The following is a 12,648-nucleotide window of genomic DNA, read 5'->3' as shown; positions in this document are numbered from 1 at the left end:
ACCCGGACACACGGCACGGCACCGCACGGCCCGGCAGGAGCGGACCGGGAGCAGCGGACCGACGAGCACACCACGATCAGCGACCTCGAGGGGCCGGAGGCACCACGGATGCGTCAGAGGTTTCCCACCGGACGGGTGGTGTACGCCGCCGCACCGGTCGCCGCCGCACTCGCCCACATCGGACCGGCCGCAACCTGGCTCCCCGGACTGCGCCGGCGACGGTTCCCCGGACTGGCCGGGCAGGGAGCCCCGGGGCACGTCGCCCTCACCTTCGACGACGGCCCGGACCCGGTGTCCACACCGCTCTTCCTCGACGCGCTGGACGTGCTCGGAGTACGGGCGACCTTCTTCGTCCTGGGCGAGAGCGTCCTGCGGCATTCCGCTCCCGCCCGCGAGCTGGTCCGGCGCGGCCACGAACTCGCCGTCCACGGCTGGACCCACGACCGCCCCTGGTGGCCGTCGCCGGCGCGGGACGCGCGCGGTCTGCTGCGTGCCGTCCAGGTGATCGGCGAGGCCGGCGGGCGGGCCCCCCGCTGGTACCGGCCGCCCTACGGCATCCTCACCTCCGGACGCTGGGCCGCCGCCCGCCGGGCCGGGCTGCGGCCGGTGCTGTGGACGGCCTGGGGCAAGGACTGGCGGCACGACGCCACGCCCGCCTCGGTGCGCGCGACCGTCGCGGCGGACCTGCGCGGCGGCGGCACCGTCCTCCTTCACGACACCGACCACGCCTCCGCGCCCGGGAGCTGGCGGGCCACGCTCGGTGCGCTGCCGGACATCGTGCGCGACTGCCGCGAGGCGGGCCTGTCGGTGGGTCCGCTGGGTGAGCACGGGACGGGAGACTCCCCCTCGACAGCGGGGACTGGGCGGAGTGGGTGGACCGGGCGGACCGCGCCGTTTCGGTCACCGGCGCCGGGATAGCCGTAGCGTCATGAAGGTCAGCGACGATCAGCGCCCGGCCGCCCCGGACACCTCGTGTCCGCCCTGGGCGCTGCGCGAGTACGCCGTGCTCGCCGACGGAGAGCGGGGGGCCGTCCTGGACCCCCGGGGCCGGATCGTGTGGATGTGCGCCCCGCGGTGGCACGACGACGCGGTGTTCGCCGCGCTGATCGGTGGAGCCGGTCACTTCACCGTAGAGCCCGCGGACCCCTGGCACGTCTGGGGCGGCTCCTACGAGGAGGGCACGCTGATCCGGGTGAGCCGGTGGGTGACCGCCGACTGCGTGATCGAGTGCCGCGAGGCCCTGGCCCTGCCGTCCCGTACGGACCGGCTCCTACTGCTGCGCCGCATGCGGGTGGAACGGGGCGAGGCCCGGCTGAACCTCGACCTGGACCCGCGGCCCGGCTTCGGCGAGGGCCGGATGCGGGAGCCCCGGCGGGAAGGGGGCCTGTGGACGGCGGAGGCGGAGGGCCTGCGGATGCGGCTCGCCGGGGCGGCGGACGCGCAGTGGCGGGACGGGGCCGGGCTGTGCGGCGCGTTCCGGCTGCGCGAGGGCGAGGCACACGACCTCGTCCTGGAACTGTCCACGGGACGGGAGACCGAGCCGCTCGACGCCGACGCGCTGTGGCGGGCCACGGAGCGGGAGTGGCGGCAGGCCCTCCCGGACTGCTCACGGCTGGTCGCGCCCCGCGACGCCCGGCACGCGTACGCCGTGCTGCGCGGGCTGACCAGCGTCTCCGGGGGGATGGTGGCGGCGGCCACCACGTCCCTGCCGGAGCGGGCCAACAGCGGGCGCAACTACGACTACCGCTACGCGTGGCTGCGCGACCAGTGCTACGCCGGTCTCGCGGTCGCCGCGCACGGCCCGCACCCGCTGGTCGACGACGCCGTGCGCTTCGTCGCCGAGCGCATCCTCGAGGACGGCGACGAGGTGCGACCCGCGTACACGGTCGACGGGCGGCCGGTGGGGCGCGAGCGCTCCCTGCGGCTGCCCGGCTACCCCGGCGGCAACGACCACGTCGGCAACGACGCGGGCACCCAGTTCCAGTTGGACACCTTCGGTGAGGCACTGCAGTTGTTCGCCGCGGCGGCCGCGCACGACCGGCTGACCGAGGAGGCGGAGCGGGCCGCGGTCCTCGCCGTGGACGTGGTCGAACGGCAGTGGCTGAAGCCGGAGGCCGGCCTGTGGGAGCTGGAGGACCGGTGGTGGACCCACTCCCGGCTGAGCGTGGTGTGCGGCCTGCGGCGGATGGCCGAGGTGCTGCCCGGGAACGCGGGGCGCCGGTGCGCCGGCCTCGCCGAGACGGTGCTGCGGGAGACCCGGCGCCGGTGCCTGCTCCCCGACGGCCGCTGGCGGCGGGCCGAGGACGACGACGGTCCCGAGGCGGCGCTGCTGGTGCCGATGGCCCGCGGCTGCACGTTCGGTGACGCCGACGCCGCCACCCGCGCCTACGTCGAGTCCCGCCTGACCGAGGACGGGTACCTGTTCCGCTTCGAGCACCCCGGCGAGTCGCTCGGGGAGGCCGAGGGGGCCTTCCTGCTCTGCGGCTTCACGATGGCCCTCGCCACGCACCGGGTCGACGACCGGGTCGGCGCCTTCCGCTGGTTCGAGCGCACCCGGGCGGCCTGCGGACCGCCCGGGCTGTTCGCCGAGGAGTACGACGTGCGCCAGCGCCAGCTCCGCGGCAACCTCCCGCAGGCCTTCGTGCACGCCATGATGCTGGAGTGCGCGGTACGCCTGGCCGGCGAGTCGACACTGCCGTGATGCTTCGGGGCTCCCCCTTACCACCCGCCGGGCGGCAGCCTCCGTCTCAGGCGGCGGCCCCCGTCACTTCCCGGTGGATCGGCGCCGCCCCGCCCGTCAGCGGGGCTCCCGTGCCACCGCGGCGGAGGGCGACGATCTCCGCCGCTATGGACAGGGCCGTCTCCTCGGGAGTGCGGGCGCCGAGGTCGAGGCCGATGGGTGAGCGGAGCCGGGAGAGCTCGGCCTCGGTCAGGCCCGCCTCGCGCAGCCGCCGGTCGCGGTCCTCGTGGGTGCGGCGCGAGCCCATGGCGCCGACGAACGCGACCGGCATCCGCAGCGCCTCCGTCAGCAGCGGCACGTCGAACTTCGCGTCGTGGGTGAGCACGCACAGCACCGTGCGCCCGTCGGTCGGGGTGCGGCGCAGATAGCGGTGCGGCCAGTCGACGACGATCTCGTCGGCCTCCGGGAAGCGGGCCCGCGTGGCGAAGACCGGCCGGGCGTCGCACACGGTGACGTGGTGGCCGAGGAATTTCCCCGCCCGTACGAGTGCCGCGGCGAAGTCGACCGCACCGAAGACGATCATGCGGGGCGGCGGCACGCTGGACTCGACGAGCAGGGTGAGCCCGCCGGGGCAGTGCGACCCGTCCTCCGAGATCCCGACCGTGCCGGTGCGTCCGGCGTCCAGCAGGGCACCGGCCTCGGCGGCAGCCGTGCGGTCGAGGCCGGGGTGGCCCCCGAGACCGCCCTCGTGGGTGCCGTCGGGACGGACCATCAGGGCCCGGCCGAGCAGGTCGGAGGGGCCCCGGACGACCCGGGCGAGGGCCGCGGTCCCGCCCCGGGCGGCGGTGGCCAGTGCCGCCCGGAACACCTCCCTCGACGGCGTGTCCGCACCGACCGGCGTGATCAGGACGTCGACGGTCCCGCCGCAGGTCAGCCCGACCGCGAAGGCGTCCTCGTCGCTGTACCCGAAGCGTTCGCGCACCGTCTCGCCGCTGTGCAGGGCGTCGGTGCACAGCTCGTACACCGCGCCCTCCACACAGCCGCCGGAGACCGAACCGACCACCGTTCCGTCGCTGTCGACGGCGAGGGCGGCACCGGGCCCGCGCGGCGCGCTGCCGCCGACGGAGACGACGGTGGCGACGGCGAACTCCCGGCCTTCGGCGAGCCAGCGGTTCAGCTCGTCCGCGATGTCAAGCATCCGCGTCGCCTCCGGCCGGGCGCACCCCCGCCGCCAGCACGCGGTCGGGCCGGATCGGCAGGTCGCGGTGGCGGACGCCGGTCGCGTGGCGCACCGCGTTGGCGACGGCCGCCGCGGCGCCGACAACGCCGATCTCGCCGACGCCCTTGATGCCCACAGGGTCGTCCGGGTCGGGGTCGTCGACCCAGTCCGCCTCGATGTCGCCCACGTCGGCATGGGTGGCGACGTGGTAGCCGGCGAGGTCGGGGGCGTAGAGGGCGCCGCTGCTCCGGTCCCGCACCGCCTCTTCGTGCAGGGCCATGGAGATGCCCCAGATCATGCCGCCGACGAGCTGGTTGCGGGCGGTGAGCGGGTTGACGATGCGGCCGGCCGCGAAGATGCCGAGCATGCGGCGCACCCGTACCTCGCCGGTGGCGGTGTCCACGGCGACCTCGGCGAACTGCGCGCCGAAGGAGTGCCGTTCCTTCTGGGCGAGACGGCCGAGTGCCTCGGTGGTGTCGGACCGTACGGTGATGCCGTCGGCCGGGATGTCGGCGCCGAGGGCGAGGCGCTCGCGCAGTTCGGCCGCGGCGGCCGTGATCGCCCACGCCCAGGAGCGGGTGCCCATCGAACCGCCCGCGATCGTGGCCGGGCCGAAGTCGCTGTCGCCGATGCGGACCCGGACCCGCTCGGGCGTGACCTCCAGCGCGTCGGACGCGACCAGGGTGAGCGCGGTACGGGCGCCGGTGCCGAGGTCCGCGGCGGCGATCCGCACGGTGAAGGTGCCGTCCGCCTCGGCGGTCACCAGGGCCGTGGACGGACCGGCGCCCGCGTGGAAGGAGGCGGCGGCGGTGCCGGTGCCCAGCAGCCAGCGTCTGTCGCGGCGCACCCCGGGGCGCGGGTCGCGCTCGGCCCAGCCGAACCGCCGGGCACCCTCACGGAAGCAGGCGTCCAGATGGCGGCTGCTGAACGGCAGGCCGGACACGGGACCGGTCTCAGGCTCGTTGCGCAGGCGCAGTTCGATCGGGTCGACGCCGCAGCGCTCGGCGAGTTCGTCGATGGCCGACTCGACGGCGAAGGAGCCCGGTGCCTCGCCCGGCGCGCGCATGAACGTCGGCGACGGCACGTCGAGCGGCACGACCTCGTTGACCGTGCGGTGGGCGGGGGCGTCGTACATCACGCGGGCCACGCCCGCGCTGGGCTCGACGAACTCGTGGACGGTGGACGTCTGGCTCAGCGAGCGGTGCTCCAGGGCGCGCAGCCGGCCGTCGGCGTCGGCGCCGAGCCGCACACGCTGGAGGGTGGGGCTGCGGTAGCCGGCCAGCGAGAACATCTGGCGTCGCGTCATCACCACGCGGACCGGACGCTGCAACTGGGTCGCGGCCATCACGGCTGCCACCTGGTGGGCGCGCAGGCCCTTGCTGCCGAAGCCGCCGCCGATGTGCTCGGAGCGCACCCGGACCGCGGAGGCGTCCAGCGAGAACATGCTCGCCAGTTCGGTCTGGACCCAGGTGGTGCCCTGGTTGGAGTCGACGACCTCCAGCCGGCCGCCGTCCCACCGGGCCGTGGCGGCGTGCGGCTCCATCATGCTGTGGTGCTCTTCGGGTGTGGTGTACTCCTCGTCCACCACGACGGCGGACGCGGCGAGGCCCGCCGCCAGGTCGCCCTTGGCGGTCTCGCCGGGCATGATGCCGCCGGCCTGGTGGGCACCGGGGTGTCCGGTGGTCAGTTCGGTGTCGTGCGGTTCCTGTTCGTAGCCGACGACGAGGGCCTCGGCGGCCTCCCGGGCCTGCTCGGACGTCTCGGCCACGACGAGGGCGACCGGCCAGCCCGCGTGCGGCACCCGGTCGTTCTGGAAGAGGGCCGCGGTCGGGTCCGGCGGCATGCCCAGCAGACCGATGTAGTCGGTCTCGACGCGCGGGGCGTTGCCGTGGTGCAGGACGGCGAGGACGCCGGGCATCGCGAGGACGGGCTCGGTGTCGATGGTGCGGATGCGGCCCCGGGCCACGGTGGACAGCACCAGCCAGCCGTGCGCGAGGTCGGCGAACGGGATCTCACCGGCGTAGCGGGCGGCTCCGGTGACCTTGTCGCGGCCCTCGACGCGGGTGTGGGCGGTGCCGACGGCGCCCCGGACCCCGGCGGAGCCGGTCGTGGCGGTGGTCATCGGGCGGCCTCCCCGGCGAGTTCGGTCAGGACGGCGACGGCGAGGTTGCGCATGAGGGTCACCTTGTATCCGTTGTCGGGCAGCGGCCTGGCGGCCGCGAGTTCGGCGTCCGCGGCGGCGGCGAAGGTGTCGCCCTCGGCCGGTGCCCCGGTGAGCACGGCCTCGGCCGCGCGGGCCCGCCAGGGACGTGAGGCGACCGCGCCGAACGCCAGCCTGGCCTCGCGCACGACGCCGTCCTCGATGTCGAGTGCGGCGGCGACGGAGCCGATCGCGAAGGCGTAGGAGGCGCGTTCGCGCACCTTGCGGTAGCGGGACCGGCGGGCGACCGGCGCGGACGGCAGGGTGACGCCGGTGATGAGCGCGCCGGGCGGCAGGGCCGTCTCACGGTGCGGGGTGTCCCCGACGGGGAGATAGAAGTCGGCCAGCGGCAACTCGCCCGGTCCGTCGGGGGTTTCGAAGCCGACGACGGCGTCGAAGGCGGCGAGGGCCACACCCATGTCGGAAGGGTGGACCGCCACGCAGTGGTCCGAGGCGCCCAGGACGGCGTGGTTGTGGTGCTCTCCGGTGAGCGCTGGGCAACCGCTGCCGGGGGCCCGCTTGTTGCAGGGCTTGCCGAGGTCGGTGAAGTAGCCGCAGCGGGTGCGCTGGAGCAGGTTGCCGCCGACCGTGGCCATGTTGCGCAGTTGCCCGGAGGCGCCGGCCAGCACCGCCTGGGCCAGCGCCGGGTAGCGGCGGCGTACGTCCGGGTGGGCGGCGAGGTCGCTGTTGGTGACGGTGGCACCGATGCGCAGGCCGCCGTCCGCGGTCTCCTCGATGCCGTCCAGCGGGAGTCCGCGGACGTCGACGAGCCGGGCGGGACGCTCGACGCCGGTCTTCATCAGGTCGACCAGGTTGGTGCCGCCGCCGAGGAAGCGCGCGTCCGGGTCGGCGGCGAGCAGGGCCACGGCACCGGAGACGTCGTCGGCGCGCTGGTATCCGAACTCCCTCATGCCGCCGTCTCCTTCGCCGTCCCGGCCGGGGCCTCGTCGTCGTGGGCGGCTGCCCGGTGGGCCTCGGCCGCTCGGGTGACCGCCTGGAGGATGGAGACGTAGGCGCCGCAGCGGCACAGGTTGCCGCTCATCCGTTCACGGATCTCGTCCGGCGTCAGGGGTGGCGGTCCGGCCTCGGGACGCAGGTCCTCGGTGGCGGCGCTGGGCCAGCCGGCGGCGTGCTCCTCTATGACGGCGATCGCCGAGCAGATCTGCCCGGGGGTGCAGTAGCCGCACTGGTAGCCGTCGAGGTCGAGGAAGGCCTGTTGGACGGGGTGCAGTTGGTCGCCGTCGGCCATGCCCTCGATGGTGGTGATCTCCCGCCCCTCGGCGGCTACGGCGAGGGTCAGGCAGGAGACGGTGCGGCGCCCGTCGACCAGGAGGGTGCAGGCGCCGCACTGGCCCTGGTCACAACCCTTCTTCGTGCCGGTGAGATCCAGGCGCTCGCGCAGGGCGTCGAGCAGGGTGGTGCGGTGGTCGACGGTCAGGTGGTGCTTCTCGCCGTTGATGTCGAGGGTGAGGGCACTGGACGTCGACGAGGGTGCTGGGGCCATGATCAGCCTTCTTTGGTGTCCGTTGACAGGGGGTGTCTGTTGACAGGGAGAAACGGGCTGTAGGCGGTGGGGGTTCATTCGCGTCCGGGCGAGCACCGGACGGTTCACGCGGCCGTGTCCGCCGCTAGACTGGGCGGACAACCGGACATCTGTCCGCTCACCGAAAAAGTAACGGACAGTTGTCCGCTTAGCAAGGTCGCGATTCGGCCACTACCCGAAAGGGGGACGGGTGCCGCAGCCGAAGAAGGACAAGCCGGGCACTCCCCTGCGCTCGGACGCCCAGCGCAACCGCGAGCGCATCCTGGCAGTGGCCACGGAGGAGCTGACGCACTGCGCGAACGCGCCGTTGAGCGTCATCGCCAAGAAGGCGGGAGTCGGGCAGGGCACGTTCTACCGCAACTTCCCGAACCGTGAGGCACTCGTCCTGGAGATCTACCGCCACGGGATGCAGCAGGTGGCCCGGGCCGCGCCCGAGATGCTGGCCACCCGCGAACCCGACGCGGCCCTGCGCGAGTGGATGGACCGCCTCGCCGAGTTCGCCATGACCAAGGCGGGTCTGGCGGACGCGATCCGGCTGGTCACCAGCGCACCCGGGGCACCGGAGAAGCCGCGCCCCACCCCGCTGGAGGAGGCGGCCGAGCTGCTGCTCCGTGCCAACGACGAGGCCGGCACGATCCGGCCCGGAGTGACCGGGGACGACTTCTTCCTCGTCCTCGGCGGTCTGTGGCTGATCAGCCCCGGCGAGGACTGGCAGCCGAGGGTGACCCGGTTCCTGGACTTCGTCATGGACGGCCTGCGGGCGGGAGCGCCAGGCCGGTGACCGCGCCCCGGAAGCGGTAGCGGCGCTCCGGGCGGCCCGCCACGCCGTAGCGCAGGGAGACCTCCGCGCTGCCCACGGTGTGGAAGTACTCCAGGTACCGGCGGGCGCTGACCCGGGAGACGCCGGTCAGCGCCGCGCACTCGCTGGCCGACAGGGTGCCGTCCGCCTCCCGCAGGGTGCGCTCGACGAGGTCGGCGGTCTCCACGCTCATGCCCTTGGGCAGCGCGGCGGCCGGGGCCGTCGGCTGCGCCGCGGCCCCGGCCAGGACCCGGTCGACGTCGGCCTGGCTGCGCACGACCGTGCCGAGCATCCGGCCCCGCTGGGCGGCGTAGCGCTCGAGCCGGAGCCGCAGGTCCTCGAACTCGAAGGGCTTGAGCAGGTAGTCGACCACGCCGTGCCGCACGGCGCCGCGCACCGCGTCCGCCTCGCGGGCCGCGCTGATGACCATGACGTCGCATTCGTGGCCCGCGGCGCGCAGCCGCGGGATGACGTCGAGACCGAAGACGTCCGGCAGGTACAGGTCGAGCAGGACCAGGTCGGGGCGCAGCTCCCCGGCGGCCGTGAGCGCCTGCTCCCCGCTGCCGGCGACCCCGACGACCCGGAAGGGCTCGACCCGGTCGACGAACGCGCGGTGGACGCGGGCCACCATGAAGTCGTCGTCGACCACGAGCACGCCGATCGGGGCGGTGGCACGGGGCGCCTCCGGGGCAGCGGCGCCCGGAGCGGTCGTACCGGACGTGCCGCTCGTTGCCGTCATGGTGCTGCTCCTTCCGCCACCGCGTCGGTGAGGTGGCTGACGGTCATGCGTGCGGTGAACATGGCCCCCTCGGGGGTGTTGGTCACCGAGATCTCACCGCCGTGGCGTTCGCAGACCAGCCGGGTCAGGGCCAGGCCGATGCCGCGCTCGCCCTGCCGGGCGGCCTTGGTGGTGAAGCCGTGGGAGAAGACCTCCCGGGCAAGTTCGGGCGCCACGCCGGGACCGGAGTCGCGGACCACGATCTCGACGCTGGCGGCGTCCTGCCGCAGCTCGACCTCGACCCAGGCCTCGTGGCCGTCACCTGGCGCCGCGGCGGCGTCCACGGCGTTGTCGACCAGGTTGCCGAGCACGGTCGCCACGTCGGCTGCGTCCGCCGGCTCCAGCCGGTCCAGTGCCGTGCGGTCGGAGACGCGCAGCGCGACCCGGCGCTCGGCGGCGAGGGAGGACTTCGCGGTGATCAGCGCGGCCACGGCGGTGTCCCGGACCCGGCGGCTGAGGGTGACGTCGAGGGACTGGCGGCGCTGGTTGAGCCCGCGGACGTAGCGCACGACCTCCTCCTGCTCGCCGATCTGGATGAGTCCGGAGATGGTGTGGAGCTGGTTGGCGAACTCGTGCGCCTGGGCGCGCAGCAGCTCGGAGGTACTGCGGAAGGAGCCGATCTCCCGCTCCAGGCGGGCCAGTTCGGTGCGGTCGCGCAGGGTGGTGACCGAGCCGAGTGGGCGGCCGTCCTTGGTGACGGTCATGCGGTTCATGACCAGGACCCGGCCGTGGCGGACGACGACCTCGTCGCGCGGCTCGGCCGTTTCGGGCGTGGCACCGGCGAGGACGTCGCGCAGCCGGCCGTCGATGCCGAGGCCGTCCAGGCTCTGGCCCACGCAGTCGGCGGGCAGGTCGAGCAGGCGCCGTCCCATCTCGTTGACGAGGGTGAGCCGGTGCTGCGGGTCCAGGGCGACGACGCCCTCGGCGATGCCGTACAGCATCGCCTCCCGGTGTTCGGCGAGGCCCGCGATCTCGCGCGGTTCCAGGCCTAGGGTCTGCCGTTTGACACGCCGGGCCAGCAGCCAGGAGCCGGCCACGCCGAGGCCGCTGGCGACGCCGAGGTAGGCGAGGAGGTAGGAGGAGGCGCCGCTCAGGCGCTGCCAGACCGTGGGGTCGGCCTCGCCGACCATCACCGTGCCCAGGTGCCGGCCGAGGGTCTGCCGGGTGGCGCCGAGCACCGGGACCTGGGCGACCAGTTCCCGGCTGCCCTGCACGGACAGCGACCCCGACCAGCCGCTCCTGGCGTCGGCGCCCTCCCCGCGCGGCAGCCGGCCGCCGATCAGCGTCGGGTCGGTCGAGCTGACCACCCGGCCGTCGGCGTCGGCCACCGTGACGGAGGTGACCCCGGACTGGGTCTGCGTGGAGTTGACCAGCGGGGCCAGGGCCTCCTGCGGCACGGGGCGCAGCAGTTGGCTGCGGACCAGCGGCGTGGCGGCGAGCTGTTCGGCGAGCGCCGTGACCCGGCGGCCCTCCACGCGGTTGAAGGTGGCCTTGGACTGGGCGAGCGAGACGGCGGCGACCGCGAGCAGCACGACCACGACGATGGCGAGCTGGAGGACCAGCATCTCGCCCGCGAGGGTCTGACGGCGGAAGGTGGGTGCCACGGCGGACTCGTTCTCGGCTCATGGAGGGGCGGGGGTGCGGGGCGGGGGTGCCGGGTCGCCATCATGGCGCCCACCTGCGGCGAAGGAAAGGGCAGCGGCTTCGATGTGCCCGCTTCGCAACGCACCGGCGATCCGACGGCGATGTCGGGGGCCGGTGGCGGCGACCGCAATGAACACAACCTCCCTTGGTTCCGCAAGGAAGACAGGGGGCGGACGCGCGGGCACCATGTGGCCCACGTCACCCTCCCCCACAGGGCCCCCTTGCCGCTCTACCCAATTGACAGGTGGTGTCATACGTGCGCCTGCGCACCCCCCTTGCCCTGCTCTGGGCCGCCGTGCTCGTGCTGGCCGGACCGCCGTTGCTCTCCTCGGGCGACGACTCCGACTCCGGCACCCAGATCCCGGGCCTGCGCTTCATGGTCCCCAACACGCCCGGCGGCGGCTACGACATCACCGCCCGCACGGCCGCGAAGAACGCCGAGGACGCCGGGCTCACGCACAACATCGAGGTGTTCAACCTGCCGGGCGCGGGCGGCACCGTCGGCCTGAGCCGGCTCGTGAGCGAGCACGGCAACGGCAAGCTCGCCATGTCCATGGGCCTCGGCGTCGTGGGCGCCGCCCGCTCCAACCACGCCCCCAAGACCCTCGCCGACGCCACGCCGATCGCACGGCTCACCGAGGAGCAGGACGTCGTCGTGGTCGCCAAGGACTCTCCGTACAAGACGATCGACGAACTGATCGGCGCCTGGAAGAAGAACCCCGGCAAGATTCCCGTGGGCGGCGGTTCGTCACCGGGCGGGCCCGACCACCTCGCGCCGATGCTGATGGCCAAGGCCGCCGGGATCCAGCCGAAGTCGGTCAACTACATCCCCTTCGACGGCGGCGGCGAGCTGCTCGCCTCGATCCTCGGGAACAAGGTCGGCTTCGGGGTCTCCGGCGTCGGCGAGTACCTGGACCAGATCAAGGCCGGTGAACTGCGGGTACTCGCGGTGACCGGTCCCGAGCGGGTGGACGATCTCCAGGACGCGCCCACGCTCAAGGAGTCCGGCTACGACGTGAACTTCACCAACTGGCGCGGCATCGTGGCCCCGCCGGGCCTCTCCGAGGCCCAGCGCACCAAGCTGACCCGCCTCTTCGAGGAACTCCACGACTCCCCCGAGTGGAAGAAGTCCATGGACCAGAACGGCTGGGACGACGCCTTCCTGACCGGCGAGGAGTTCGGCGACTTCCTGAAGGCGCAGGACGAGCGCGTGGTGTCGGTGCTGAAGGAGCTGGGGCTGTGACGACGCGGACCGAACTGCCCGAGGACCGCGAGCGAACGGCCGGCGGTCGCCGCTCGTGGCTGCGCGAGCACTCCGAACTGGGCGTGTGCGCCCTGCTGCTGGCGCTCGGCGTGCTCGTCCTGACCGACGCGCTCACCATGAACGTCGACATCACCCAGCGCGGGCCGGTCGGCCCGAAGACCGTCCCGATCGTGGTCGGCGCCGGTCTGCTGGTGATCGCCGCGCTGCTCGCCGTCGACGTGCTGCGCGGAGGCCGGGGCGAGGCCGAGGGCGGCGAGGACGTCGACCTGTCCGAACCGGCCGACTGGCGCACGGTGCTGCTGCTGTCCGGGATCTTCCTGGGCGCCGCGGCCCTGATCGAGCCGGCCGGCTTCCCCGTGGCGGGCGCGCTGCTCTTCTGGGGTGCCGCCTTCGCCCTCGGCAGCCGCCGCGTGGACCGCGATCCGCTGATCGCCGCGGTGCTGTCCCTGCTCACCTACGTCGTCTTCGACAAGCTGCTCGGCGTGCCGCTGCCCGGCGGCCCGCTGATGGGAGTGCTCTGA

At 74.1% G+C, this 12,648-nt stretch carries 11 protein-coding genes; 5 read left to right on the top strand and 6 right to left on the bottom strand.

The features are described 5' to 3' along the window. Positions 1-108 precede the first annotated feature (108 nt). Both IG88_RS0101410 and IG88_RS0101405 read left to right on the top strand, forming a co-directional pair. Positions 109-918 carry a polysaccharide deacetylase family protein gene (locus IG88_RS0101410; protein ID WP_031033957.1) on the top strand — a complete coding sequence of 270 codons (810 nt, stop codon included), beginning with the start codon at positions 109-111 and terminating at the stop codon, positions 916-918. Between the two features lie 10 nt (positions 919-928). After that, a complete protein-coding gene (locus tag IG88_RS0101405) occupies positions 929-2,701 on the top strand; it encodes a glycoside hydrolase family 15 protein (RefSeq protein ID WP_031033955.1) in 1,773 nt (590 codons plus the stop codon). 46 nt (positions 2,702-2,747) lie between these two features. On the opposite strand, the gene IG88_RS0101400 is transcribed toward IG88_RS0101405, so the two are convergent. The 4 genes from IG88_RS0101400 to IG88_RS0101385 are packed head-to-tail and all read right to left on the bottom strand — an operon-like array spanning position 2,748 to position 7,603. Further along, on the bottom strand, positions 2,748-3,878 hold the full coding sequence (locus IG88_RS0101400) for an XdhC family protein (protein ID WP_031033953.1): 1,131 nt from the start codon (positions 3,876-3,878) through the stop codon (positions 2,748-2,750). Beyond that, the gene (locus IG88_RS0101395) at positions 3,871-6,021 is read right to left on the bottom strand and encodes a xanthine dehydrogenase family protein molybdopterin-binding subunit (protein WP_031033951.1); all 2,151 of its coding nucleotides are present in this window, start codon (positions 6,019-6,021) and stop codon (positions 3,871-3,873) included. The genes IG88_RS0101400 and IG88_RS0101395 overlap by 8 nt, the downstream gene beginning before the upstream one ends. Then, positions 6,018-7,010, bottom strand: coding sequence for an FAD binding domain-containing protein (locus tag IG88_RS0101390; RefSeq protein ID WP_031033948.1), 993 nt, complete (start codon positions 7,008-7,010; stop codon positions 6,018-6,020). The genes IG88_RS0101395 and IG88_RS0101390 overlap by 4 nt, the downstream gene beginning before the upstream one ends. Then, positions 7,007-7,603, bottom strand: coding sequence for a 2Fe-2S iron-sulfur cluster-binding protein (locus IG88_RS0101385; RefSeq protein WP_031033946.1), 597 nt, complete (start codon positions 7,601-7,603; stop codon positions 7,007-7,009). Before IG88_RS0101385 ends, IG88_RS0101390 begins: the two co-directional genes overlap by 4 nt. A gap of 229 nt (positions 7,604-7,832) precedes the next feature. On the opposite strand from IG88_RS0101385, the gene IG88_RS0101380 reads away from it, so the two are divergent. Next, positions 7,833-8,423 (top strand): TetR/AcrR family transcriptional regulator, encoded by a 591-nt coding sequence (locus tag IG88_RS0101380; RefSeq protein WP_031033944.1) that lies wholly within the window; start codon positions 7,833-7,835, stop codon positions 8,421-8,423. Here IG88_RS0101380 and IG88_RS0101375 read toward each other — a convergent pair. Further along, the gene (locus tag IG88_RS0101375) at positions 8,386-9,180 is read right to left on the bottom strand and encodes a response regulator (RefSeq protein WP_031033942.1); all 795 of its coding nucleotides are present in this window, start codon (positions 9,178-9,180) and stop codon (positions 8,386-8,388) included. The genes IG88_RS0101380 and IG88_RS0101375 overlap by 38 nt on opposite strands. Then, positions 9,177-10,823, bottom strand: a complete 1,647-nt coding sequence (locus IG88_RS0101370; protein ID WP_031033940.1) for a sensor histidine kinase — start codon at positions 10,821-10,823, stop codon at positions 9,177-9,179. Before IG88_RS0101370 ends, IG88_RS0101375 begins: the two co-directional genes overlap by 4 nt. A gap of 296 nt (positions 10,824-11,119) precedes the next feature. On the opposite strand from IG88_RS0101370, the gene IG88_RS0101365 reads away from it, so the two are divergent. Together IG88_RS0101365 and IG88_RS0101360 are read left to right on the top strand one after the other, a co-directional pair. After that, positions 11,120-12,106, top strand: a complete 987-nt coding sequence (locus IG88_RS0101365) for a Bug family tripartite tricarboxylate transporter substrate binding protein (RefSeq protein WP_031033938.1) — start codon at positions 11,120-11,122, stop codon at positions 12,104-12,106. Next, entirely contained in the window at positions 12,103-12,648 is a 546-nt protein-coding gene (locus tag IG88_RS0101360; RefSeq protein ID WP_031033935.1) for a tripartite tricarboxylate transporter TctB family protein, read from the top strand. The genes IG88_RS0101365 and IG88_RS0101360 overlap by 4 nt, the downstream gene beginning before the upstream one ends.

The organism is Streptomyces sp. NRRL F-5650 (assembly GCF_000721365.1).
In the GTDB taxonomy this organism is placed as follows: Bacteria; Actinomycetota; Actinomycetes; order Streptomycetales; family Streptomycetaceae; genus Streptomyces; species Streptomyces ardesiacus.
This window is presented reverse-complemented; position numbering and strand designations above follow the sequence as displayed.

Bases quoted from the DNA above. Each gene is read 5' to 3' on its own strand.
- IG88_RS0101410 (WP_031033957.1), top strand. From the start codon at position 109: ATGCGTCAGAGGTTTCCCACCGGACGGGTGGTGTACGCCGCCGCACCG.
- IG88_RS0101405 (WP_031033955.1), top strand. From the start codon at position 929: ATGAAGGTCAGCGACGATCAGCGCCCGGCCGCCCCGGACACCTCGTGT.
- IG88_RS0101400 (WP_031033953.1), bottom strand. From the start codon at position 3,878: ATGCTTGACATCGCGGACGAGCTGAACCGCTGGCTCGCCGAAGGCCGG.
- IG88_RS0101395 (WP_031033951.1), bottom strand. From the start codon at position 6,021: ATGACCACCGCCACGACCGGCTCCGCCGGGGTCCGGGGCGCCGTCGGC.
- IG88_RS0101390 (WP_031033948.1), bottom strand. From the start codon at position 7,010: ATGAGGGAGTTCGGATACCAGCGCGCCGACGACGTCTCCGGTGCCGTG.
- IG88_RS0101385 (WP_031033946.1), bottom strand. From the start codon at position 7,603: ATGGCCCCAGCACCCTCGTCGACGTCCAGTGCCCTCACCCTCGACATC.
- IG88_RS0101375 (WP_031033942.1), bottom strand. From the start codon at position 9,180: ATGACGGCAACGAGCGGCACGTCCGGTACGACCGCTCCGGGCGCCGCT.